Genomic DNA, 23,470 nt, shown 5'->3' on the forward strand with positions numbered 1-23,470 from the left:
AGGTGCGTTTTAGTCCACTAAGATGGGCATTTGTTGCAGATAGTCCTGTTGCCACAGTTGTTGCATTTTGCTGTTGTCGATATTGCCGCCGGACAGTATTACCATGACTTTTTGTGGTGTATTCTGCTGCTGTAACCAGGCCGCGACGGCCGCCATGCTCATGGCACTGGTGGGTTCCACATGCAGTTTAAGCAGGTGCTGTAACCACTGAGTCCAGTACGCGATCTGCTCTTCTTCCACCGTGTAAAAATCATCCAGTTGTTGTAAGTATGGGAAGGTCAAATCACCCACTGCTAAAGTAGCGGCACCATCTGCCAGTGTTTTTGGGGATTCCGGCAGGCGTACAATTTTCCCCTGCTGTAGTGATTGCATAGCATCATTGCCTAATTCGGGTTCTACCCCGACAACGTCAGCCTCTGGTGCTAAGTGACGTGTTGCGAGTAAAGTGCCGGACAACAATCCGCCCCCTCCACATGGGGCAAAAATAGCATTGATGCCCTCTACTTGTTGCAAAGCCTCGTATGCTACCGTGCCTTGCCCTGCGATAACCTGCTGATGATTAAACGGCGGCAGCCAGTAAACACCGTCCTGCTCAGCTGCTAGTTTTACCTGGTGGTCAGCTTCTGCCCGGGTTTCAAACATATTGAGGGTTGCGCCATAATATTCGGTGGCAGCCGCTTTGACTTTTGATACATTTTTCGCGGTATATATTTCAGCTTCTATACCAAATAAATTAGCCGCCAGAGCAACGGCCTGTGCATGATTTCCCGAACTGTTGGCGACCACTTTACAGGGCAACTTTCCTTGTTCCTGTAACCAGCTAAGCGTATTGATTGCGCCGCGAAATTTAAATGCCCCGCCACGTTGCAGACACTCAGCTTTAAAATAAATCTCGTGTCCAAACCAGCTGTTTAACATGCGTGACTGGAATATTGGGGTTACGGTTGCGTAAGGGCTAATACGCTGGGCTGCCGCTTCGATTTGAGCGTAATCAATAGGGGACATCAATACTTCCTGTGGATCATCCAGTTGAATTATTGGATTGGGTCAGTGCAAATTGCCATTGTATGCAAGCTTAATTGGGTTGCCTACCGTTAAGTTGTTTTTTATCCAGTGCAAAGCAAGGTAAAATTTAGCAAAAACAACCAGCTAGTAATGTATTAACGTGGAAAAAGCCGGATTTCGATTTAAACAATTTGTTGTTGAGCATAGTGATGTGGCCATGAAAGTAGGGACCGATAGCATCATGTTAGGCAGCTGGGTAAAGCCGGGAAATGCCCGGCGTATGCTGGATGTTGGCACGGGCAGCGGTTTACTGGCGTTAATGCTGGCACAGGAAGCCGGCGCTGCAGATTTTGATATCGTCGCAATTGATATTGATCAGGCTGCAGTGGAGCAGGCCGGACGTAACATTGCAGCCAGTCTCTGGTCGGATAAAATCAGGGTTTTTTATCAGTCATTGCAACTGTGTGAAAAGGGACCATTTGATTTAATTATCAGTAATCCACCTTATTATCCGGCAGGTCAGTCCTTTGATCCGCAACGGCAACAAGCCAGACATCAGGCCGGGTTAAATTTCGATGATTTGATGCGACATGTTGCTCGTTTACTGGCTGATAACGGTCGGTTTGCCTGTGTTATACCGGCACAGTTTGAACGTCAGCTGTTAAACAGTGCAGCGCAGTCGGCACTTTATCTTAATCGCCGGTTAGCGGTAAAAAGCACCCCAAATAAGGCTGTGTCACGGCTATTACTTGAGTTCAGCGCTCAGCAAGCAGCTTCAGCGGACAAGGTTCAGTTGTTTATTCGCAACCTGAACGGTGAATATTCTGAGGATTACAAAAATTTGTGTCGTGAGTTTTATCTCAATTTTTAACGCGTCATGGTTTGCCATCAGCTCTGACAAGTTGCTTAGTGTTAGTCCTTCGATGATTTATCTGGTAGCTTATCCGGTTGAGCATTGGTTTGTAATCTGAGTGCTCAACCAACATTCGATGACGTGATAAAGGATAAACAGTAGCATATGCGACTTTTAAGTAACTTCTTTGAGCAAAACCGTAAGTGGGCCGACCGAATTAAGAAAAAGGACCCGGACTTTTTCACCAAACTTTCTTTGCAACAAACGCCTGAATATTTATGGATTGGCTGCTCAGACAGTCGTGTCCCTGCCAGTGAAATTACCGATATGATGCCAGGTGAAATCTTTGTGCATCGCAATATTGCCAATCTGGTAATTCATACTGATTTTAATTGTTTGTCCGTGATTCAATATGCGGTTGAAGTATTGAAAGTTAAACACATTATTGTCAGTGGGCACTATGGTTGCGGTGGTGTAAAAGCAGCGTTAGGTAATCAGGAGCACGGATTGATCGATAACTGGTTACGTAATATTAAAGATATTTACCGAATGCATCAGGCAGAAATCGACAGCATCGATGATGAGACACAACGGGTAAATAAATTGTGTGAATTGAATGTCATCGAACAGGTGGCGAATGTATGTCATACCACTATTGTGCAGAACGCCTGGAAACGAGGGCAGGAATTGGCAGTTCATGGCTGGATTTACAGTATTGAAGACGGCATTATCCGGGATCTGGATGTTTGCATTAACGGTGCTGACGAAATTTCAGATTCGCACCGAATGGGGTAAAAGGTTAAATTATCCAGCGCTTAGCTGCTCCAGCAGTTGAGCGCACCACTGTTCAACGCGTTGTTCGCTCAAATCAAATTGATTCTCGTCATCCAGCGCTAAACCAACAAAATAGTCTTTGTCTGCGGTCAGGGCTTTTGATGCAGTAAACTCATACCCCTGATTAGGCCAGTAGCCAATTATATCGCAATCCAGTATCTGCAATTCATCGTGCAACATGCCAAGGGCATCCTGAAACCAGTCACCGTAACCTAATTGATCGCCCAGACCAAAAAGAGCTACCGTTTTTCCGGCGAGATTCAGGGTTTTAATTTGTTCCCAGCTGGATTCCCAGTCTTCCTGCAATTCACCAAAATCCCAGGTTGAGATACCAAAAATCAGTACGTCATAATCCTCGCTCAGACTCAGGGATACATCTTTGATGTTATACACATCAACCAGCTCTTCACCCAGTTCCTGCTGTATTTTTTCTGCTGCCATTTCTGTGTAGCAAGTGGTGGAACCGTAAAATAAGCCAATTGTTGCTGCCATGTGCGACCCTGTAATCCGAGATATTTTGTTGCCAATTAAACCCCTTATTGTGCGGACTCAGACCGGGATATGCCAGTCTGATTTATAAAAATTCAGTTATCAGTGGCGCAACTGCATTAAAACTACACAGTTTACGCTGATTTTGTTGGTGCAGCCGCTGGTGTGCTGATAAAGTCAGCAATATAAGTTTTGGTATAGAAGTTGAACAAAAGGACTAATTTCAATGTTTGCTTATGTTGCTCGCCAACCCATTATGGATAGCGACCAAAATGTGTTTGCCTATGAACTGCTGTTCCGGGATGGTCAGAATAATTGTTTTCCTGATATTCAGCCTGATGAAGCCACATCTAAGATTTTGGCCAATAATCACCTGACATTGGGTTTAGAGGATATCGCTTGCCATAAACGTTCTTTTATCAACTTCCATCGCGAAGCTTTATTAAATGACTTTACCAGCTTACTTGACCCGGAACATGTAGTGGTTGAACTGGTGGAAACTGTGCCAGCGACGGATGATGTGCTGGCCGCCTGCCAAAAGATAAAAAATCAGGGCTACAAACTGGCGCTGGACGATTACAGTTTTGATCCAAGGTGGGATAAGTTTTTACCGCTGGTGGACATTGTTAAAGTTGATACTTATTTATCGGACTATCAAACCATTGCTGCTAAGGTTGAGCAGCTTCAGCGCAATAACATAACGCTGCTGGCCGAGAAAGTTGAAACCCATGATGCTTTTCATTCATTTAAGGATTTGGGTTTTGATTTGTTTCAGGGATTCTTTTTTGCCAAACCTGAAATAGTAAAACAACGCAATCTGCCCACATCCAAACTGGCATTAATTGAACTGATGAAAGAGAGCGCTGGCAGTGTATTTTCGTTTGAGCGCGTTAATGCCATTCTTGAACGTGATGTGGGTTTATCCTACATGTTACTGCGTTTTATCAATAACCCGACAGTGAATAAACGACAGGAAATCACCTCATTGCGCCATGCGTTAAATTATATGGGTGAAATTGAATTGAAAAAGTTCATTTCGATTTTGGCGCTGGCGCGTCTGGGCGATGAAAAACCGACGGAATTGCTGCATATGTCTCTGGTCAGGGCCAAGTTTTGCGAATTGCTAAGCCATGCCTGTTATGACAAAGATAACCCTCCAAAAGGTTTTTTGGTGGGGCTGTTTTCCTTGCTGGATGCACTGCTTAGTCAAAACCTGCCCGAAGTGGTAAATAAGCTGCCGATTGATCTGGAAATTAAACAGGCATTGTTGAATCAGCCCGGTCGTTTGAACAATTATCTGGCTATTGCTAAAGCGTTTGAAAGTGCTAACTGGCTTAAACTGATTCGATTGTCAAAAGACATCGGAATTGAGCAAAAAATGCTGCATCATTTATTTAATCAGGCCATTCTCTGGGGCAATGGTGTGCGTCAGACCGTATCGCCTCACTATCCACGCTCTCAGGTATTCGCGTAAAATAGTCGGTGTTATCCCGAACTATGTACTGGAGGTTAGGTGTCCTTATCACCCGAAGATGTGGCGCAGGACAATGCGCAGCAAATTGATGGTTTTTTGCAATTTTTATGGCTGGAGAAAGGCCTGAGTGATAACACCATCGCAGCCTATGGGCGTGACCTTAAGCAGGCCAGTCAGTTTTTTTCCGCACAGGGCATTAACTTTAAATATCTTGATGCCATGCAGATAAATCATTACCTCGCGCATCGTTATGATACAGGGTTGTCAGAGCGCAGTACGTCACGTTTGTTAAGCAGTTTGCGGGCGTTTGTGCAATTTCAGATTCAGCAAAAGTGGCGTGAAGATGATCCCATGCGTTTGCTGAGTAACCCAAAAATTCCCCAGTCCTTGCCTAAAACACTGAGTGAAGCCCAGGTTGAGTCCTTGTTGGATGCACCTAATATTCAGGATCCTGTGCAATATCGTGATAAAGCCATGCTCGAGTTATTGTACGCCACGGGTATTCGGGTCAGTGAGTTGGTGAGTCTCAGACTTAATCAAATTGGTTTGCAGCAAGGTGTCATCAGGGTGACAGGCAAGGGTAATAAAGAACGTTTAGTGCCACTGGGGGAAGTCGCCAGTGACTGGGTCAGTCAGTTTATTCGGCAGGCGCGCTCTGACTTATTAACGCAGGCCAGTGATGTGGTGTTTCCCAGCAAAAGAGGCAAACAAATGACACGCCAGACTTTTTGGCACCGCATCAAGTTTTATGCGCAACAAACCGATATTCGTGCAGAGCTTTCTCCCCATACGTTACGTCATGCATTTGCCACACATTTGCTCAACCATGGGGCTGATTTGCGCGTTGTGCAAATGTTGCTTGGACACAGTGATTTATCCACCACGCAAATATATACCCATGTGGCCACGCAAAGGTTACAAAATGTTATACATGAGCATCATCCAAGGGGCTGAATTCACTGGCGCTTTGCCTTACAATGAAATTATTCACAAGGGTTTGCCGGTCAGATGCTGTAATCTGTTAACTCAATACTATTAAGAAGTTGAATTTTATGAAGTCATTTAAAACACTATTGCTGATTGCATTGGTTAGTTGCGGTGCTATCGCACAGGATAAATTTGCCGAATTGAAAACGCAGCTGAGCAGCAAACTCGGACTGGATGTTTCCTCAGTAAAGGCCGCTCCGGCACCGGGACTGGTGGAGCTCACTACCAATCATGGTATTTTTTACAGTACAGAAGATGGCAAATTTTTAATACATGGCCGTTTATTCAATTTAACCGATGGCATTGTTAACGAAACGGAAAAATCATTAGCGGCTGTACGAAAAGCGGGTTTACAGGAGTTTGATGATGCAATGATCCGTTATCCGGCAAAAAATGAGAAATACCGCATCGCGGTTTTCACCGACATAACCTGTGGCTATTGCCGTCGTCTGCACTCTCAGATGGCACAATACAATGATCTGGGCATTACGATTGATTATCTGGCATTCCCGCGTGGTGGTCTGCAAAGTCAAAGCTATGATGATATGGTGTCAGTATGGTGTGCCGATAACCCGCAGCAGGCGTTAACGGATGCTAAAAATGATAAGAACATTGCTGCTAAAACCTGTGCTGATAATAAAGTGAAAGAAGAATATGAGTTTGGCGCACAAATTGGCATTAATGGTACTCCTGCATTAGTACTGGAAGATGGAACCTTAATTCCGGGCTATCAGACTCCGCAACAACTTCTTGCGGTACTGGAAAAATCTCAGTAATACCCTTAATGCTCACACAAATTCAAAGGCGATCAGCGGCAGGTTCACTTGCTGCTGACGCGCAACTACCCGCCCGCCTTATTAATATTTATGCCAATCGTGGCATTAATCAGTTAAGCGAGATCGATACCAGCCTTAAGCAGTTAATTCATTTTAATCAGCTTAAAGGTATTCAGCAGGCCGCCTCCATTCTGGCCGATGCAATACAGAATAAGACGGCTATTTGTATTGTGGGGGATTTTGATGCGGATGGTGCTACCAGCACTGCATTATGCATGTTATCCCTGTCGATGTTGGGGTGTCGTACTCACCAGTATCTGGTCCCCAATCGTTTTGATTTTGGTTATGGATTAAGCCCGCAAATTGTAGATGTGGCGCATTCTCAGCAAGCGCGTTTGTTGATGACTGTCGACAGCGGCATTGCCTGTATTGCCGGTGTTAAACATGCTAAAGATTTAGGTATGCAGGTGATCATTACCGATCACCATTTAGCGGCCGATGAACTTCCCGGTGCTGACGCAATTGTCAATCCTAATCAGCCCGGGTGTGACTTTCCATCGAAAAATCTGGCCGGTGTCGGTGTGGCGTTTTATATGATGCTGGCACTTAAAGCTGAACTGAAACAACGGGGCCATTTTAATCAGGCTAATGAACCCAATCTGGCAGAGCTACTGGATATTGTCGCATTAGGTACGGTGGCTGATGTGGTAAAACTTGATCACAATAACCGGATTTTAGTGCATCAGGGTTTGCAACGAATTCGCAGTGGTCGCTGTCGTGCCGGTATCCAGGCCATTCTGGATGTGGCTGGGCGAAAATCGGCCAATCTTGCTGCGTCTGACTTGGGCTTTGTGGTGGGGCCGAGACTAAATGCCGCCGGACGTCTGGACGATATGTCGCAGGGAATTGAGTGCTTATTGTGTGAAGACATTGGGCTGGCACGTGAAATGGCCGTCAGACTGGATAGTTTAAATCGTGAACGTCGTGAAATCGAAGCCTCCATGCAGCATGAGGCGCTAAAAGCGCTGGATTCGCTGACGCTGAATGACCAGCATGTTCCTTTTGGATTATGTTTATATCAGCCAGACTGGCATCAGGGTGTGATTGGTATTTTGGCGGGGCGAATTAAAGAGAAGTATCACCGGCCAACGATTGCTTTTGCGCATCAGGACGACGAGTTTATTAAAGGGTCCGCACGTTCGATTGCCGGCGTGCACATTCGGGATTTACTGGAAGATATCAATAGTCGTTTTCCTAATCTGATCACCAAGTTTGGTGGTCATGCGATGGCCGCAGGGTTAACACTACCGGTGGCCAGCATTAACGACTTTGGGAACATATTTGCACAAACCTGTGAAAGGTGGCTGGAAGGCAAGCCTTTAACGGGGACCGTTTTGTCGGATGGCGCGCTACAAGGCACCGAAATGACACTGGATTTTGCCCGCATGTTAAAGCAGGCTGGTCCCTGGGGACAGGGATTTGAAGAACCCTGTTTCGACGATACCTTTTATTTGCTTGAGCAAAAAATTGTTGGTCAGAAACACCTTAAATTGCAAGTGAGTAATAGTGACGGACAAAGCTTTGATGCTATCGCGTTTAATATCGACACTCAGCAGTGGCCAAATCACGCAATTAAAAAAGTACAACTGGCTTACAAACTTGAGTTAAATGAGTTCCGTGGCAATGTATCGGTACAACTGTTAGTCGAAGCGATTAACCCTGCCTGAGTTGGAGGCTAAAACCATCCCTCCGGTAAACTTAGCTTGTTGCACCACTGTTATTCAGAAATTTGACTAACGAGACACCTGCTTGCTGAATATGTTGCCTGAGAGTTTGGCAGGCAGCGTCATAATGCTTTTGTTGTAAAAGTGCCAGTATCTGTAAATGCTCCTGCTGACTTTGTTGCAGATAATCCAGACTCACCGATTGATAACCAATATAACGCCCGCATTTCTGGTGTAACTGATTGATTGTTTCCAACATTACCGGGCGTTGTGCACTGGTGTACAGTATTTGATGGAATTGCCAGTTGAGTTCACCAACCTGACTGGCAGAATGAGTCGATTGTACATTTTCCAGTATGTCGCGGGCTTGTCCCAGTATGGTGTGGGTTAAAAATGGCGCCGCCATTTGCAGAATAAGAGGTTCGAGCTCGCATCGCATTAAATACAAATCTTCGGCTTCAGTACAATCAAACGCCGCGACAGCACTTCCCGCTTTGCCATGGGCAACCAGCCAGCCTTCAACCCGTAAGCGGGCAATCGCGTCGCGCACCGGGATGCGACTGACGGTGTAGAATTCAGCCAGTTCTGTTTGTTTTAACACCTGATGCGGCTGCCAAATGCCGCGTTGTATATCCTGTTTGATCTGTTCAACTAAGTGCATATTAATTCCGGCTCAGTAGTAGATGGGTCATCATGCCACCAATTAATCCCCAGAAAGGAGAGGCAATACCCGCCAACTGCATGCCTGATGCAGTGATTAACAGGGTAACAATGGCCGCCTCGCGATACTGCGCATCGCTGGTGGCAGCGTACAGGCTATTAGCTATGGTACTAAACAGTGCAATTCCTGCCAGTGCAGCAATAAAACTGGCAGGCAGTGCAGTGAATAAGGCGATTAACCAGGCGCCTGCGATCCCAACTGTAAAATAAAAAACACCTGCGGCTAACCCCGCTATATAACGTTTGGCTGGATCGGTGTGAGATTCTTCATTGGTGCAAATCGCGGCGGTAATGGCTGCCAGATTAAAGGTAAACCCGCCCAGCGGGGCCAGTAACATGGTAGTCAGTCCGGTTCCTGTCATTATCGGAGATAGAGGTAAATCCTGGTAGCCACTGGCTTTGAGTGTTGCTACCCCTGGCACATTCTGTGACGCCATGGTAACGATAAACAAGGGTAATCCGGTGCCGAGCAATATGTTTAAGTCAAATGCCGGGGTGACCCAAACGGGGGTAGGCCAGTGCCAGACTAACTGAGTGGTATCGGGGGCGTAAAATAATAAGCAAAATACTAAGCCAACGGCCAGCACCAGCAATACAGCATAACGTGGCAACACGCGTTTTCCGAGGATATAAGCCACAAGCATGCTGGCAATTAAACCCAAATGTTGTTCGCTGCTAATGAACACATTTAATCCAAATTTAAATAAAATACCTGCCAGCATGGCTGCCGCAATGGGTAAGGGAAGATACTTCATTATCCGGTTAAATAACCCGCTAATCCCGAGTAAAAAGATTAGCAGGCCGCAAAAAACAAAAGCACCAATCGCCTGTGCTATTGGAACGTCGGTTAAACTGACTGCCAGCAGCGCAGCTCCCGGTGTTGACCATGCGGTAATAATGGGTATGCGATACCAAATGGAAAAGCCAAAACAGGTGATACCCATGCCGATCCCAAGCGCCAGAATCCACGAGACCATCATATGGTTATCGGCGCCGGCAGCTTGTGCTGCCTGAAACACAATCGCCACAGAGCTGGCAAATCCTACAAGTACCGCCACTAAGCCGGCACTGATGGTTGATGGAGAGATATCTTTTAATATGTGTTTGATTGACATTTTGTATACCAAAATAAAAATGTATACATAAAATAGTGGTTTTGCATGTAAATAACCAGAAATAAACTGCATTGCCGCCAAATTTTAAAATCTATTGACAGGTTAAATGTCATAATCAGAGATTAGATTATGGCAGTATAATTTTGGTCTGAAATCACTTGTTGTTGAGCAAATTTACTTATCAGAAGGACGTTACTGATTATGCTTAAAGTGTTGTATATCTGTACCCATAATCGTTGTCGCAGTATCTTATCTGAGGCTCTGACTAATTATGTTACCGGTGATGTGATCGAGGCAAAGAGTGCGGGTAGTAAACCTGTTGATCAGGTTCATCCACTGACGTTGTTTTATCTTGAGCAGCAGGGCATTAGTACCGGAGGATTACACAGTAAATCCTGGCACACTGCACAATCATTTCAGCCGGATATCGTCATTACTTTATGTGATACGGCGTCTGGTGAGTTATGCCCAATGTGGATGCAGCAAGCCGTCTGTTTACACTGGGCATTGAGCGACCCCTCAGTTGCCACCGGAGAGAATGAACAGCGTCAGGCATTTGCTGAATGCATGACCATTATTCAGCAACGTGTACAGGTTTTAAAACGTATTGCTTTACTTGGGAAGGACAAAAAGACCTTAACCGACGCATTTGCAACCTTGCCTGATGCATTGTTATTACCGTCTGACTGGCGCAATCCAGCACTGACTTAACGTTTAGCCCAGTACAAACTTTCCTGTGGTGTTTCCGGCACCACATCAAACAATTTCTCGGCTACTATCTGGTTGTCAATTTCGATAGTCATGTGCCAGGGGCCTAGTTTGTCTTCCAGCGGTAACCAGATCGTGTCACCCAGATAAAAATCCCAGTCATTGCTACGCACATATTCCTCACCATCGAAAGGCGCCATTTCCCGGCCTTTTTTGTCTAATATGCCAGGATGATAAATGCAGTAGCGCAGTTTTTTGCCTTTGGCTTTTTTTATATTCACGATAAACCCAAATTCAATATCAACCCGGGCTGGAATGTCGGTAGTAAATTGCTGAACCCTGGGGAGAGCTTTGCTGTTGGCATCCCACTGGCTGTGAATACCGTAACTGAGTATTTCAATCTGAATTTTTGCTTTAGCCATAAAAAGAGCTTTCTGATTTAAGGTTGATTTTGTTGTAATTCGACAATGGCTTTACTGAGTGCAGGTATCAGAAACGCCCATTTTTTATGCAGGATATGGTTGCCACGCTGTTTAAAAAGCGGTTGTTGTTGATAAGGGGTGCCAATCAGATAATTATTGTTACTGTGTTTGTCTTTAATGCCCAGCATATAATCCAGTCGCTTTTTCTCAAATGCCTGTTTCATTACCTGATAATCCACATAACTGGACGTGCTAACCCTGGCATGTTTTAACACATCATGATATTGCCTGATGCTTCCAACCAAGCCCAAAATGGCATTTGGCTGATTCAGAGCGTCACCACCACAATTGATTTGTTTCTGGCAATACAAAATGATGTCCATTTCGGTCAGAGTCGGTGTAACCGCAATTAAATTGGGATGATTTTTGGTGACAACGCTGGCGCGGATCACGTCCCCATCAATTTTGCCCTGATCGATAAAGGTTAAAGAACGTGCGATATCGATGGGTAAAAAATTTACCTTTATACCGAGTTTCGCGTACGCTTTTTCGATGAGTGGCTTGTAAAGCTTGATGACAGCCTGATGTTTTACATAACTGATGGTTAGTGATTTTGGGTAATCCTGAGCGTGAGCTGTAAAAGCCAGTAGTGCTATCAGTAATGGCAAAAAACGCGTTAGGAACTTTTGTCGCATAAACCTTTACCTTATTTGGGGGGGACAGTGGCTAGCCGATGGTTACTTCCACACCAGTTGTTTAAAATGCTTGCGGCACATGGAAACGTACTTGTCGTTTCCACCTACGTCAACTTGTGCACCCTCAGTAACGGCTTGCCCATTACTGTCCATTCTTACAACAAAACTGGCTTTGCGTCCGCAATGACAAATGGTTTTTAATTCGACCATTTTATCGGCCCATGCCATCAAATAATGGCTTCCTTCAAAGGTCTCACCCGCAAAATCGGTACGCAGGCCATAGGCAAGTACCGGAATATGCAGTTCATCCACCATATCGGTTAATTGTTTTACCTGAAATTTGGTGAGAAATTGTGCTTCATCGATAAATACACAATCAACTTTGTGTTCGTTATTTAATTTAACCAATTGCTCTAACAGGTTGGTATCAGGGGAGTACAAGTGAGCTTCAGCTTTTAAACCTATGCGTGATGCAACTATGCCTTTGCCAAAACGGTTATCGATTGCTGCGGTAAACATTGCGGTATGCATACCACGCTCTTTGTAGTTATAGGCCGATTGCAACAATGAGGTTGATTTACCCGCATTCATTGCTGAATAGTAAAAATAGAGTTGAGCCACTGTGATCCCTTAAAAATACCGACCGCTGCATTTTCCAGATTTAGCCACAAATTAAAAGCTCGGGTGGATAAATAACTTTGTTTTTGATTTTTGTTTATTCTAAAAAAACGGCGAAGCCTGTGCTTCGCCGTTTGCAAATGGCAGGACGCATCCTGCCCCACACACACTACTGATCCAGGCCTATCAGTTCAATTTCACTGATTTGCATAAGATCGGTATCACCACTGTTTTTGGTAATGTTTAAGCGATAGCTGCTATAAGCAAAACCATTGGCAAACTCAAATGAACGACGTTGGAAACGGTCATCCCAGCTTTCACCTACCCAGCTTGCTACCGTGACCCAGGTTACACCTCCGTCATTTGATCCCAGCAGCTCAAAGTTTTCCGGGTCACGCGCCGGTGCATCGTTGGCACTGGTAATGGCTAATGAACTCACTACGCGTGGTGCGGCTAAATCAACTTGCACCCATGACGGCTCCTCCACAGAAGGCACGCCGCCGTTGTCCAGCCACTTGGTTTCACTGTTATTGTCAAATACCATGCCTTCACTTTCGCCATCACTGATACTGGCTCTGGCTGAATAGCTGGCACCTGCGCTGTCGCTCAAATCCACAGCCGCGTATTGTGGGCCAATTAAACCCACTTCGGCGACCTGCATTAATTCACTGTCTCCCGAATTTTTGCTGATATTTAAACGATAAGTGCTGTAAGCAAGATTGTTGGCAAAGTTAAATTCACGGGTTTGGAAACGGTCATCAAAGGTTTCACCTACCCAGGAACCCAGCGTAATCCAGCTTGTTCCGCCATCGTTTGATGCCAGTAGTTCAAAGTTTTCCGGGTCACGTGCAGGTGCGTCGTTAGCCGATGTGAGTGACAGTGCATTGACTGCTTTCGCTTCGGCCAAATCAACCTGTATCCAGGTAGGTTCTTCCGCAGTAGGTATCGCAGAGTTATCCAGCCACTTGGTGTCAGCATCACCATCAAAAGCCTTGTCCTGATTTTCCGCATCGCCGATGCTGGCGCGCGCTGAGTAGGCTGCACCAACTGACATTGCGTGGTTAAGGCTGGGCAACTGTGGACCAATTAATTCAATCTCGGCCAGTTGCATGAGTTCGCTGTCGCCTGAATTTTTGCTGATATTTAAGCGATAGCTGCCATATGCTAACTGATTGGTCAGACGGAATTCACGACGTTGGAAGCGATCGTCAAAGGTTTCACCTACCCAGGCTGCAAGTTGTACCCAGCTTTCACCGCCATCGTTAGATGCCATCAATGCAAAGTTTTCAGGATCACGTGCTGGTGCGTCGTTAGCACTGGTAATTGCTAACACGTTCACTGCTACCGGTTGGGTAAAGTCAACCTGAACCCAGGTTGGTTCTTCTTCCGTAGGAATAGCGGTGTTATCCAGCCATTTGGTTTGAGCATCATTATCGAAGGCTTTGTCCTGATTCTCAGCGTCACCAATCACACCCCGGGCTGTGACTGTACCCAACGCGTTGTCAGTATGATCAACACTGGTGTATACCGGGCCCAGTAACTGAATTTCAGCTAGTTGCATTAACTCACTATCACCGGCATCTTTGGTGATATTCAGGCGATAGCTGCTATAGCTTAATTCGTTGGCGAATCTGAACTCCTGACGCTGGAACCTGTCGTCAAAGCTGGCACCTACCACACTGGTAAGCGTTACCCAGGTTTCACCACCATCATTTGATCCTACAAGTGTAAAGTTTTCGGGATCACGTGCTGGCGCATCGTTAGCACTGGTAATCAGTACACTATTCACCGCTTGTGGTTCTGCAAAATCAATCTGGATCCAGGCCGGATCTTCCTCACTGGGAATGGCTGTATTGTCCAGCCATTTAGTGTCACTGTCTCCGTCAAACGCTTTGGCCGGGCTTTCGGCATCACTGATGCTTCCACGACCGGTAATGACAGCCGATGCAAGGTTTGTGGCTGTGGTAATTTCATGTACTGGTCCACCTGCCAATTCCTCATCGGCAAGAGGCAGTTCCAGATCGATGAGATCCGCAGCGGTAAAACCTAACTCCGCAACCAGGGGATTCGCAGCTAACGCATCGTAAAGTGGCTGACGAAATGCCATTAGTGCATCAGGCTCTTCGGCAAATGCCGCCAGCAGGTTGGTGTAGGCAGCGCTTAACTGAGCAGCCTGAGTTTCACCCGGTGCAAACTGAGCGAACGCAGCATTCAGTAACGACATTTTTGTACTGGTTTCATCCAGCATCACATCGGTACAGATTTCTTCTGTTACCGCATTGCCATCAGCATCAAGCACTGGTTCACCATTTTCATCTGTGGTAGCAACATCATTACATTCTGTTCCCGTGATAAAATGATCGGCACTTTCGGCACTAACAATCGGCATGCTAAAAACGTTAGCTTTACCGGTTTGCCAGCCAATGGCACGTAATACTTTGGCTGAAAATTCACTCTGTACCAGTTCTAATAAGGCTGGAGTGGATACATTGCGACCATCCGCAATAGCACTTTCTATCAGCCTGGTTGCAAGTGTTGACAGCGCGCTAACTTGCACATGTCCATCAGCCACACCATCAGCGCTGGCATTGTAAGGAACTGCAACATGACCCAGCGAACTGAGTTCAGTTCCACTAATACTTGAACCTGTAACATCGTCACCCATCATGGCGTCACCACACATGGCAGCGTCACACACCATAGACGAGTTGGCGTCAGCAGTTACGGTAATCTTGTACAGGCTATTAATTCCAAAGCCGGCAGCACTGTTTATTTCAACAAACATACCGCCGTTTTGATCGGTCGTGCCGCCACCTTTTACCGTGAGCTGCGTGTTGCTCAGAGCCTGGATATTGATATTGGCGTAAGCCAAACTACCTTTAACCACAGTACCCTGTATTTCGGCAGATGTGGATTTAGGGTGAAAGGGCACATTCTGCGCGTCGGGATCACCAGCCCCACCGCAAGCAGCCAGCATTGTGGCTGCCATTACCGCTGGCACCGCCAGCCTGGCTTTTCTGGCCTGATTCATAATAATTCCTTTGCAATTCAGTGTTGATATTAAGTGACTTTCCGTAAAACGGATCGATTTTTGATTATTCATTTTTCGTCTCCGTTTGATTTAAAAGCGATAAGTCACACCAGCGTACATACGACGGCCGGTATAGTTGCCACTCAGCAAGCGGGCGCTAATATCATCACCATACTGTGAAAACGATTCTTCCTTGGTCAGGTTGATGACTGACGCACTAAGGATTAGATCTTCGGTAATGTTATAAGACGCGTTGACATCTATTTGCTGGTAAGGTCTGCCATACATGGTTAAACCATCATGCAATCCCAGACTGCGTTTACCACGGCGGTTAAAGGACGCACGCACACTGAAATCATCGTTTTCATAATAGGCTGAGAAGTTGATTTGATAATCTGAGCTGCCAATTAACGCCGATTCACCAATTTTGGTGCCGTCTACACTGACATCGGCCTGATTGGTATCGTTGTAGGTGTAGTTGGCGTTGATACCATAGCCGTTTTCAAATGCATGCTGAATAAACACTTCCACCCCGCGAGAGGTGGCATTTGAGCCGTTGGCAATGGTTCTGAACGGACTAACCGTGATTTCACCCGCAGGAATAATCACATCACCTGTGGTGGGGTGGGTATATCCTTCGGTTGGACGTACTGAAGAAATCAGTAAGGGTACAATGAAGTTATCAACTTCCTTGTTAAATACGGCAATACCCACACCCGAGCCTTCACCGTAGTAATACTCCAGTGACAAGTCCGACTGAACGGATTCAAATGGTTCCAGCGCTTTGTTACCACCGCTGCCTGACCAGCCGACATCAACCGGATTAAAACGAATGGTGGCACGGTCATCGGCGTATTCTTCTGAGATGTAAGTCAGACTTTCCTGACTACCCAAGTCACCAAATCCGGGTCTTGACATGGTTTTGGCAATGGAGCCACGTACAACCATATTTTCTGACATATCCCATACAATATTGAGGCTGGGTAACCATTGTTTGTTTGTCACTTCGCGCTCAATAAGGGTGAAAAAATCCAGAGAACGGTTATCACCAGAGGCGCTGGAAACGTTAACATCCTGGGTTTGTTCATAGAGTTCGTCATCGATATCATCCAGTAACAGAGTGATACGGTCGGTCGATGCCACTGTGCTGGTGGTTTCTACATAACGTAAACCAAAGTTCCCGCGAAAATCATTATGGGCAAAATCTGCCTGTAAATAAGCGGCAGTCACTTCTTCACCAATTTCATATACAGACTCAGGTTCTTTATTGGTGAACTTAACGTAGTTACTGGTGACAATATCGCGGTATGCGTCCCAGTTGATGGTGGGCATAATGTTGATATCAAAACCGGCAACGATATTGCCTTCACTTTTATCGTTGAGAATATCTTTGAAGTTTGGCATGCCGCCAATCCATTGATACTGGTAGTCCTCAATCGGACCATCGTTAGGATCCAGTTCGCCGGCGTTGATTAAGTCAATACCTTCCTGCGTCAGGAAGTGGGTATTGTTAATCTCACGGTGTAACTGCGCATCTCGGTATTTTACCCCTGCGCGCAGGGTCGTGATAAAACTCCAGTTAATATGATAATCAAGATCGATTTGTGCGTAGTCTTCTTCAATATCGCTATTTACATAACTTGAGAAGGTCGAGCCCGCATCCGGGTCGCCACCTACACCGGCTTTTAGGTTGGCTAACAATTTAGGATCGGCATAAATTGATACTCTGTCACCCAAACGCCATCCGGCAAATGCGGCAGCATTGCGTAAAACCCCCGTTTCACTACGACTGGCAGGTTCGCCACTTTTATAGGCTGTATTCCATGACTCAGATGGGCCACCTTCTGCTTCGGTATGCCCTACATTGACATGTAAATCGTAGTCATCGGTCTGATATTTAATTTCAAGATCAAGTGTGTCGGATGTATCTTTTTCACGCACATAACTGCCGGTAAACCAGGGGAACTCAAGGTTACCTTCAGTACCACTTGCGCCAATCGTGTAGTCCACTCCTGTGACCATGTTACCGCTATTATCCAGATAAACATTGTTAACGAAATTAGCGTTGTTCTTCCACTCAGGCATTGAAAAACGTGAATTGGTCTGATCCTGACCCAGGGCAAAATGGAAGTAGTTCAGGGTTAATTGCAAATTATCCATTGGGGCATATTGCAGCGTTGCCTGGGCACCTTCACGAATACGTTCTTCTTTGAAAACCTGAGCACCAACAACCTGAGGTAACCAGGCTTCATAGACGTTACCATAGGCATCTTTAAGTGCAGGGAAGCGACGGGTACTGTTAGGGATTAAATTGCCTTTTCCATCGTAGGCGGGGGGAACTTCCAGTACCGGATCGTCATCGGCATCGGTTGCATAACGAATACCACCACCGCCAGATGCGTCACCCGTTAATGAACGGTTGGTACGTTTTTGGCGGGTATAACCTACTAAAAAGCCAAAATCCTCGTTTTCATTTTTCCATGAATAAATACCGCTCAGACTCGGCTCGAATTTTTCAGTGACATCGGCATAGGTATATTCAGCACTAACAATGCCCGAGTTTGCGTCTAAATCGAAAGGTTTGCGGCTATGTACAATGATGGTACCGCCCACACCACCTTCATCTAAGCGCGCTTCAGAGGATTTATGTACCTCAACTCGTTGTACCATAGTTGAAGGTAACATGGTGAAGTTAAATGAACGGTCAGGATTGCCAGGAGAAGATGCAATATAGTTACCGTTAAGCTGAGTAAAAGTAAGGCCTTCGGATAAACCGCGAATACTGACACCACTACCTTCACCACCGCTGCGTGTGATCACAACCCCCGGCACACGCTGTAATGAGTCAGCGACGTTTTTGTCCGGAAATTTACCGATATCTTCTGCGGTAATTGCATCAACAATGGAGTTGGACAAACGTTTGATCGCAAGGTTTTCTGCCATACTGGCGCGAATACCACGTATCTCGATGGTCTCAACTTTTTGCTCTTCTGTTTGTGCCGATGGTGAATCGTTATTGTCTTGTGCATGGGCACAGGTAAAGACGGTTAAAAGCGCTAGGCTTACTGCTGACCGCTTAAATAACCTGATATTTTTATCAGGAATTGGCTTGTTATTATTGGTCGTCATTCCTTTCTCCATTTTATCTGAGGGTATAGTTTTACTGGGTGTTTCCTGGTTTTTACGCCTGTCACCGCTGCTGTATTGCTATTATTCATGACAGCGATGTCATTTAATCGCCAGCTAAATAACCGGCGTTAATTAATTGTTAAAAATCATAAACGAGTCATTCATCAGACTGATAATAGAAATTCGGTTAACAATGCAACAAAATCGGCTTTTGTTGATTAAAAAGTATCCCATCTGGTGTGGTGTTTTTTTGGCAGTTTTAAGCGATTTTATTACATAACTTATTGTTATTTAATAATAAATTGGTATCGTTCCGAATTGATGGAAGTGGCAGTAAAAAATAAAAATCACGGCATTGCATATTTTATGTATCAGTCGTGAAACAAGGCCTGTGGCAGGTTATTGACGTGTGAAATTTTAGATAAACCGGCGAATTACTAAAAATCGTAATTCGCCAGTTGTTGCTTAGTTGCTTAATTGTTTGCTGAAATAACTTGGGCCGGAAAATCCACATTGGTAAGCAATTTCACCAACAGGCAGCGATGTTTCAATCAGCAAGCGTCTGGCATTTTCCAGTCGGGTTTCATTAATAAACTGATTGGGTGTTTTAGCCAGATATTTTTTAAAACGCCGCTCCAGAGCGCTAACCGACAAGTGAGCTAAATCTGCCAGTTTCTCGATGGTGATATTGGTGTAGTAGTGCTCACGAATGTATTTTACCGGTGCTTCAATGGCATTGACATTGAGAAGGGTTTTTGAGGTTTTTTCCAAATGGCGGGTAATGCCCAGTGTGCCGATAATGTTGCCTTTGGCATCGGTTAAAATGCGTTTGGATGTGGAAAACCAGCCAAGCTCGCCTGAGCTGGTGTGGTTAAGTTCAAGTCTGTCAGTTACCTGATGTCCGGCTAGCACCCGTTCATCATCCGACACAAATTGATGCGCCATATGCTGAGGTGAAAAATCATAATCTGTTTTATTTAACACCTGCTCCAGATGCTTAAATCCCTGATGTTGCACAAATTCTGTATTGGCATATACGATCCTGCTTTGTGTATCTTTTACCCAAAAAAGAATATCCGGAAGCAAATCAAAGGCGGCAATTATTTTTTGTACACCGGCTTGCTGAAGCAGTTCATGTTCCGTCACGTTCAACTTATCCTCACTGTTGGATATCAATGTTGTTCTCATTATATAAACGCCGATTTTGTTGTATTGTCAACCGAATTTCTAATAGTACCCATAAAGATGCTGGGGGTATGATGGCTGCTGATTATCGGTTAAATTAACAATTTATATACATATTTCTGCTTAAAAAGAAAGCAAATAATCATCAAATTTAAGACTTAAGATATTGTATATAAAGAATATTTTCAATATTCGATAATCGGCTTTTTCAGGATGCATAACTTATTTATGGCTGTTCTATGGAAGGTCGAAGTCAAAAGCATTTTAATATGTGTTAAAAGTGGCTACGCCAATATATTTGCATTTTAAAAGGGGGATTTCCCCCGGTTTTACTGGTGCCATTGTTGGGTTTTTATGGCTGCCAGCATTTATTAAGACCAGAGAGAATAAGGGGAACACAATGTTAAAGGGCATCAAATCCGGTGTCTGTATGGCGGCTTTACTGCTCGCGGTACAGGCAAACGCTGCAGATAACCAGCTAACTGCCAGTGAAAAACAAGCAGGTTGGTCATTATTGTTTGACGGCAAAGATATGTCGCAATGGCGTAATTTTAAAAGTGAAACACTGAGTCCAAAGTGGAAGATTCAGGATGGTGCGATGACGCTCGCTGAAAAAGGGGCAGGGGATATTCTTACCAAGGCCAGTTATAAAAACTTTGAACTGCAACTGGACTGGAAAATTGCGATAGCCGGAAACAGCGGTATTTTTTTTCTGGTAGATGAAACCGGTCACGCGATCTACTCCCATGCGCCCGAAATCCAGATTTTGGATAATGAGCGCCATTCAGACAATAAAATTGATTCGCATTTATCGGGCTCTTTGTACGATATGGTGGCATCGCCCGTTAGTTCTCAAAAACAAGCGGGTGAGTGGAATCATGTTGTTATTAAAGTCAAAGATTCACATCTGGTGATTACGCAAAATGATGTGGTTACTACCAGTATCGTCATTGGCAGTACTACCTGGAATAACCTGGTGGCGAGCAGTAAATTTGCCAATTGGCAGGGGTTTGCCGTCAAAGATTCGGGTCATATTGGATTGCAGGATCACGGTGATCAGGTATGGTTTAAAAACATAAAAATCAGGGAGCTTTAAGATGGCTAAGTTCGAACACAAAGTACTGGTTGTTGGCTCAGGCGCCGGTGGCGCCATGGCTGCTTATACGCTGGCAAATGCCGGGCATAAAGTATTGATGCTGGAAGCTGGACGTAATTACGATCCTAAAACCGAAACGCCGATGTTTAAAACCAACGGTGAAGCCCCTTTAATGGGATCGGGTAATAAAGATAAAAACTTTGGCTTTTATGATGCCACAGTTGATGGTGGCTGGCAGGTACCTGACGAACCATATACCAGCGCCAAAGATTCAGATTTTTTATGGTGGCGTGCGCGTATGTTAGGCGGACGCACTAACCACTGGGGTCGCTATTCGCTGCGTTTTAGCCAACACGACTTTAAAGGCAAAAGCCGTGATGGATTAGGCGCTGACTGGCCTTTTAACTATGACGATATCGCGCCCTGGTATGATAAAACAGAAGAAATCGTTGGGGTATGTGGTATTAATGCAGATCATGACGATATGCCCCCCTCGTCCGACGGTATTTTGCAGCCCCCCCCTAAACCACGTATACCTGAGTTGTTGATGGCTGCGGCTGCGAAAAAACATGGCATTACTGCTTTGCCCATGCACAGAGCCGTTCTGACCAGACCAAAAGATATTCGGGCTGCGTGTTTTTATGCCACCCCATGTGGTCATGGTTGTTCAATAGGCGCTGCATTCCAGACCACGACCTCGCTCATTCCTCTGGCGAAACAAACCGGAAATCTGGAAGTGATTACTGATGCCATGGTGCGTTCAGTGAATACCGATGAAAACGGTAAAGTTGTTGGCGTAACTTATGTGGATAAGAGCACAGGTGAAGATCAGACGCTTACGGCACAAGTGGTTATTTTGGCAGCCAGCGCCTGTGAATCCGCACGTATTCTGCTTAATTCCAGGAGTAAAAAATTCCCTAAAGGGTTGGCCAACTCAAGTGGGCAGGTAGGTCGTAACTTAATGGATTCTACCGGCGCCTGGTTAGGTGGGTTGATTCCTGCGTTAAAAGGACGTCCCCGTTATAACGAAGACGGTCATACTGCCAATCACTTATTTATTCCGTGGTGGGGCCATAAAGCACAGGAAAAAGGAGAACTGGAATTCCCTCGTGGTTACCATTTTGAGGTAGGAAGTGGATTTGGTCAGCCTGGCGCTTGGGTCTCCGGTGATATTGACGGTTACGGGGTTAAACTAAAAGAGCAAATCCGTGAACATTACGGTGCTTACATCGGATTCGCCTTGCGCGGTGAGATGTTACCCAATCCGAACTCCTATATGGAAATCGATGAAAGTGTGAAAGATAAATGGGGTATTCCGGTAGCCAAATTCCATTTCAAATGGTCTGATCATGAACTAAAACAAATTGAACATGGATTAAAAACCGCCAAACAACTGCTGGAAACAATGGGGGCAGAAGTGGGGGAATTACCTCCTGCGGAAAAAGCGATTTCCAAAGGTGGAGAAATTATCCATGAAGTGGGTACAACACGTATGGGAAGCTCACCTGAAGATTCAGTATGTAACCAATGGGGACAGACCTGGGATTGCGATAATTTGTTTGTGATGGATGCCGGTGTCTTTGCCTCCAATCCACACAAAAACTGTACTCTAACCATTATGACGCTGGCAATGCGTAATTCTTCCTGGTTGGCGCAGCAGCTGGATAAAGGAGTGATTTAATATGAAAGATCATGAAACCTACACGTATAAACCGGGTATGACCCGCCGTGAATCATTAAAATGGCTGGGATTAATTGCAGCGGGTACCTCAGTAGCCACCATGACGGCCTGTAGCCCTGCTAAAGACGTTGTAACCGGTGGCAGTGCGGGTCACTGGCCGGATTTGGATATTAAACCTGTTACAGCAAAAGGTTATGGAACCGATCCTAATATGGTGGTGCCGCCTGAATCACCCTGGCCACGCACACTGAATCAGCAACAACTGACACTGGTGGCAATTTTGTCTGACATTATCGTTCCCAGAGAGGGCAGTGTGCCTTCTGCTACTGAAGTGAATGTACCTGATGTTATCGATGAGTGGGTTAGCGCACCTTATGATGGTCAGCAGCGCGATCGTGTAACCATTTTGCATGGTTTAGCCTGGATTGATGATGAAGCTAATTTACGCTTTAAAAAGCCTTTTGCTACTTTGGATAAAAGCCAGCAAACCGCAATTATTGATGATATTGCTTATCGAACCAAAGAAAAAGACGAAGAATTCGGTCGTGCCCGTAAAGCATTCGCACGCTTAAAACAACTCGTGCTGGCTGCGTTTTTCTGTTCGCCTCAGGGTCATAAAGATATTGGATATATGGGAAATGTGGCAATCGCTGGTGACTACCCGGGACCAACGGATGAAGCCCGGGCGCACTTAGATGGTGTATTAAAAGATCTGGGTCTGAGTGAATTTGCGTATCAGGAAAGCTGATTTTGCTTTAATTAAAAAAGCCGGGTTGAGTCCCGGCTTTTTTGTATCGAATGTCCCGTCCTGAAATACGTTGACATAAAGAGGACTTCTTTATGACAACAGCAACTAATTCAAATCGTAAGCGTACTCAACGCGATTACACGATGGCTTTTAAATTAGGGGTCGTAGCACGTGTTGAAA

Annotated in this window: 21 protein-coding genes; 11 read left to right on the forward strand and 10 right to left on the reverse strand. The window is 45.3% G+C overall.

Translation table 11 applies throughout. The annotated features are described in order from the left end of the window. Positions 1 to 9: 9 nt before the first annotated feature. A complete protein-coding gene (locus H8B19_RS13555) occupies positions 10 to 1,005 on the reverse strand; it encodes a serine/threonine dehydratase (RefSeq protein WP_186507431.1) in 996 nt (331 codons plus the stop codon). Positions 1,006 to 1,165: 160 nt separating this feature from the next. On the opposite strand from H8B19_RS13555, the gene H8B19_RS13560 reads away from it, so the two are divergent. Both H8B19_RS13560 and can read left to right on the forward strand, forming a co-directional pair. Continuing rightward, positions 1,166 to 1,876 (forward strand): methyltransferase, encoded by a 711-nt coding sequence (locus tag H8B19_RS13560; RefSeq protein WP_206683189.1) that lies wholly within the window; start codon positions 1,166 to 1,168, stop codon positions 1,874 to 1,876. Positions 1,877 to 2,023: 147 nt separating this feature from the next. Then, positions 2,024 to 2,653 carry a carbonate dehydratase gene (gene can / locus H8B19_RS13565; protein WP_186507432.1) on the forward strand — a complete coding sequence of 210 codons (630 nt, stop codon included), beginning with the start codon at positions 2,024 to 2,026 and terminating at the stop codon, positions 2,651 to 2,653. Positions 2,654 to 2,662: 9 nt separating this feature from the next. On the opposite strand, the gene fldB is transcribed toward can, so the two are convergent. Then, complete coding sequence (fldB, locus tag H8B19_RS13570; RefSeq protein ID WP_186507433.1) at positions 2,663 to 3,184, reverse strand: flavodoxin FldB; 522 nt, start codon at positions 3,182 to 3,184, stop codon at positions 2,663 to 2,665. 223 nt (positions 3,185 to 3,407) lie between these two features. Between fldB and H8B19_RS13575 the strand changes: the two genes are divergently transcribed. The 4 genes from H8B19_RS13575 (at position 3,408) to recJ (ending at position 8,145) form a co-directional block, all read left to right on the forward strand. Continuing rightward, positions 3,408 to 4,655: an EAL and HDOD domain-containing protein gene (locus tag H8B19_RS13575; protein ID WP_186507434.1), complete on the forward strand. Its 1,248-nt coding sequence runs from the start codon at positions 3,408 to 3,410 to the stop codon at positions 4,653 to 4,655. Between the two features lie 39 nt (positions 4,656 to 4,694). Next, positions 4,695 to 5,609: a site-specific tyrosine recombinase XerD gene (xerD, locus tag H8B19_RS13580; RefSeq protein ID WP_186507435.1), complete on the forward strand. Its 915-nt coding sequence runs from the start codon at positions 4,695 to 4,697 to the stop codon at positions 5,607 to 5,609. Between the two features lie 98 nt (positions 5,610 to 5,707). After that, the gene (dsbC, locus tag H8B19_RS13585; protein WP_186507436.1) at positions 5,708 to 6,418 is read left to right on the forward strand and encodes a bifunctional protein-disulfide isomerase/oxidoreductase DsbC; all 711 of its coding nucleotides are present in this window, start codon (positions 5,708 to 5,710) and stop codon (positions 6,416 to 6,418) included. Between the two features lie 8 nt (positions 6,419 to 6,426). Beyond that, positions 6,427 to 8,145 carry a single-stranded-DNA-specific exonuclease RecJ gene (gene recJ / locus H8B19_RS13590; protein WP_186507437.1) on the forward strand — a complete coding sequence of 573 codons (1,719 nt, stop codon included), beginning with the start codon at positions 6,427 to 6,429 and terminating at the stop codon, positions 8,143 to 8,145. 31 nt (positions 8,146 to 8,176) lie between these two features. On the opposite strand, the gene H8B19_RS13595 is transcribed toward recJ, so the two are convergent. After that, a complete protein-coding gene (locus H8B19_RS13595) occupies positions 8,177 to 8,803 on the reverse strand; it encodes a GntR family transcriptional regulator (RefSeq protein WP_186507438.1) in 627 nt (208 codons plus the stop codon). A gap of 1 nt (position 8,804) precedes the next feature. Beyond that, complete coding sequence (locus H8B19_RS13600; protein WP_186507439.1) at positions 8,805 to 9,977, reverse strand: benzoate/H(+) symporter BenE family transporter; 1,173 nt, start codon at positions 9,975 to 9,977, stop codon at positions 8,805 to 8,807. Positions 9,978 to 10,178: 201 nt separating this feature from the next. On the opposite strand from H8B19_RS13600, the gene H8B19_RS13605 reads away from it, so the two are divergent. Continuing rightward, positions 10,179 to 10,688, forward strand: coding sequence for an arsenate reductase ArsC (locus H8B19_RS13605; RefSeq protein WP_186507440.1), 510 nt, complete (start codon positions 10,179 to 10,181; stop codon positions 10,686 to 10,688). On the opposite strand, the gene H8B19_RS13610 is transcribed toward H8B19_RS13605, so the two are convergent. The 6 genes from H8B19_RS13610 to H8B19_RS13635 form a co-directional block, all read right to left on the reverse strand. Beyond that, the gene (locus H8B19_RS13610; protein ID WP_186507441.1) at positions 10,685 to 11,107 is read right to left on the reverse strand and encodes a DUF3859 domain-containing protein; all 423 of its coding nucleotides are present in this window, start codon (positions 11,105 to 11,107) and stop codon (positions 10,685 to 10,687) included. The genes H8B19_RS13605 and H8B19_RS13610 overlap by 4 nt on opposite strands. Positions 11,108 to 11,124: 17 nt before the next feature. Beyond that, positions 11,125 to 11,802 carry a hypothetical protein gene (locus H8B19_RS13615; protein ID WP_186507442.1) on the reverse strand — a complete coding sequence of 226 codons (678 nt, stop codon included), beginning with the start codon at positions 11,800 to 11,802 and terminating at the stop codon, positions 11,125 to 11,127. Between the two features lie 42 nt (positions 11,803 to 11,844). Continuing rightward, the gene (locus H8B19_RS13620) at positions 11,845 to 12,423 is read right to left on the reverse strand and encodes a thymidine kinase (RefSeq protein ID WP_186507443.1); all 579 of its coding nucleotides are present in this window, start codon (positions 12,421 to 12,423) and stop codon (positions 11,845 to 11,847) included. 166 nt (positions 12,424 to 12,589) lie between these two features. Beyond that, complete coding sequence (locus H8B19_RS13625) at positions 12,590 to 15,451, reverse strand: discoidin domain-containing protein (protein WP_186507444.1); 2,862 nt, start codon at positions 15,449 to 15,451, stop codon at positions 12,590 to 12,592. A gap of 90 nt (positions 15,452 to 15,541) precedes the next feature. Further along, positions 15,542 to 18,580, reverse strand: a complete 3,039-nt coding sequence (locus H8B19_RS13630; RefSeq protein ID WP_186507445.1) for a TonB-dependent receptor — start codon at positions 18,578 to 18,580, stop codon at positions 15,542 to 15,544. Positions 18,581 to 19,045: 465 nt separating this feature from the next. Beyond that, a complete protein-coding gene (locus H8B19_RS13635) occupies positions 19,046 to 19,768 on the reverse strand; it encodes a helix-turn-helix domain-containing protein (protein ID WP_194362724.1) in 723 nt (240 codons plus the stop codon). 397 nt (positions 19,769 to 20,165) lie between these two features. Here H8B19_RS13635 and H8B19_RS13640 point away from each other — a divergent pair, with 397 nt between their 5' ends. From H8B19_RS13640 to H8B19_RS13655, 4 genes are all read left to right on the forward strand, one after another. Beyond that, positions 20,166 to 20,861, forward strand: coding sequence for a 3-keto-disaccharide hydrolase (locus H8B19_RS13640; protein WP_186507447.1), 696 nt, complete (start codon positions 20,166 to 20,168; stop codon positions 20,859 to 20,861). A gap of 1 nt (position 20,862) precedes the next feature. Further along, a complete protein-coding gene (locus H8B19_RS13645) occupies positions 20,863 to 22,542 on the forward strand; it encodes a GMC family oxidoreductase (protein ID WP_186507448.1) in 1,680 nt (559 codons plus the stop codon). Position 22,543: 1 nt separating this feature from the next. Continuing rightward, positions 22,544 to 23,290: a gluconate 2-dehydrogenase subunit 3 family protein gene (locus H8B19_RS13650; RefSeq protein WP_186507449.1), complete on the forward strand. Its 747-nt coding sequence runs from the start codon at positions 22,544 to 22,546 to the stop codon at positions 23,288 to 23,290. A gap of 92 nt (positions 23,291 to 23,382) precedes the next feature. Further along, the coding region (locus H8B19_RS13655; RefSeq protein WP_186507450.1) for a valyl-tRNA synthetase at positions 23,383 to 23,470 on the forward strand (88 nt) is incomplete at its 3' end.

Source organism: Neptunicella marina (assembly GCF_014270035.1).
GTDB lineage: Bacteria > Pseudomonadota > Gammaproteobacteria > Enterobacterales > Alteromonadaceae > Neptunicella > Neptunicella marina.

Excerpts from the sequence above, each read along its gene's own strand:
- H8B19_RS13555 (WP_186507431.1), bottom strand. The coding sequence starts at position 1,005 with ATGTCCCCTATTGATTACGCTCAAATCGAAGCGGCAGCCCAGCGTATT.
- can (WP_186507432.1), top strand. The coding sequence starts at position 2,024 with ATGCGACTTTTAAGTAACTTCTTTGAGCAAAACCGTAAGTGGGCCGAC.
- fldB (WP_186507433.1), bottom strand. The coding sequence starts at position 3,184 with ATGGCAGCAACAATTGGCTTATTTTACGGTTCCACCACTTGCTACACA.
- H8B19_RS13575 (WP_186507434.1), top strand. The coding sequence starts at position 3,408 with ATGTTTGCTTATGTTGCTCGCCAACCCATTATGGATAGCGACCAAAAT.
- dsbC (WP_186507436.1), top strand. The coding sequence starts at position 5,708 with ATGAAGTCATTTAAAACACTATTGCTGATTGCATTGGTTAGTTGCGGT.
- recJ (WP_186507437.1), top strand. The coding sequence starts at position 6,427 with ATGCTCACACAAATTCAAAGGCGATCAGCGGCAGGTTCACTTGCTGCT.
- H8B19_RS13595 (WP_186507438.1), bottom strand. The coding sequence starts at position 8,803 with ATGCACTTAGTTGAACAGATCAAACAGGATATACAACGCGGCATTTGG.
- H8B19_RS13600 (WP_186507439.1), bottom strand. The coding sequence starts at position 9,977 with ATGTCAATCAAACACATATTAAAAGATATCTCTCCATCAACCATCAGT.
- H8B19_RS13605 (WP_186507440.1), top strand. The coding sequence starts at position 10,179 with ATGCTTAAAGTGTTGTATATCTGTACCCATAATCGTTGTCGCAGTATC.
- H8B19_RS13610 (WP_186507441.1), bottom strand. The coding sequence starts at position 11,107 with ATGGCTAAAGCAAAAATTCAGATTGAAATACTCAGTTACGGTATTCAC.
- H8B19_RS13615 (WP_186507442.1), bottom strand. The coding sequence starts at position 11,802 with ATGCGACAAAAGTTCCTAACGCGTTTTTTGCCATTACTGATAGCACTA.
- H8B19_RS13625 (WP_186507444.1), bottom strand. The coding sequence starts at position 15,451 with ATGAATCAGGCCAGAAAAGCCAGGCTGGCGGTGCCAGCGGTAATGGCA.
- H8B19_RS13630 (WP_186507445.1), bottom strand. The coding sequence starts at position 18,580 with ATGACGACCAATAATAACAAGCCAATTCCTGATAAAAATATCAGGTTA.
- H8B19_RS13635 (WP_194362724.1), bottom strand. The coding sequence starts at position 19,768 with ATGAGAACAACATTGATATCCAACAGTGAGGATAAGTTGAACGTGACG.
- H8B19_RS13640 (WP_186507447.1), top strand. The coding sequence starts at position 20,166 with ATGTTAAAGGGCATCAAATCCGGTGTCTGTATGGCGGCTTTACTGCTC.
- H8B19_RS13645 (WP_186507448.1), top strand. The coding sequence starts at position 20,863 with ATGGCTAAGTTCGAACACAAAGTACTGGTTGTTGGCTCAGGCGCCGGT.
- H8B19_RS13650 (WP_186507449.1), top strand. The coding sequence starts at position 22,544 with ATGAAAGATCATGAAACCTACACGTATAAACCGGGTATGACCCGCCGT.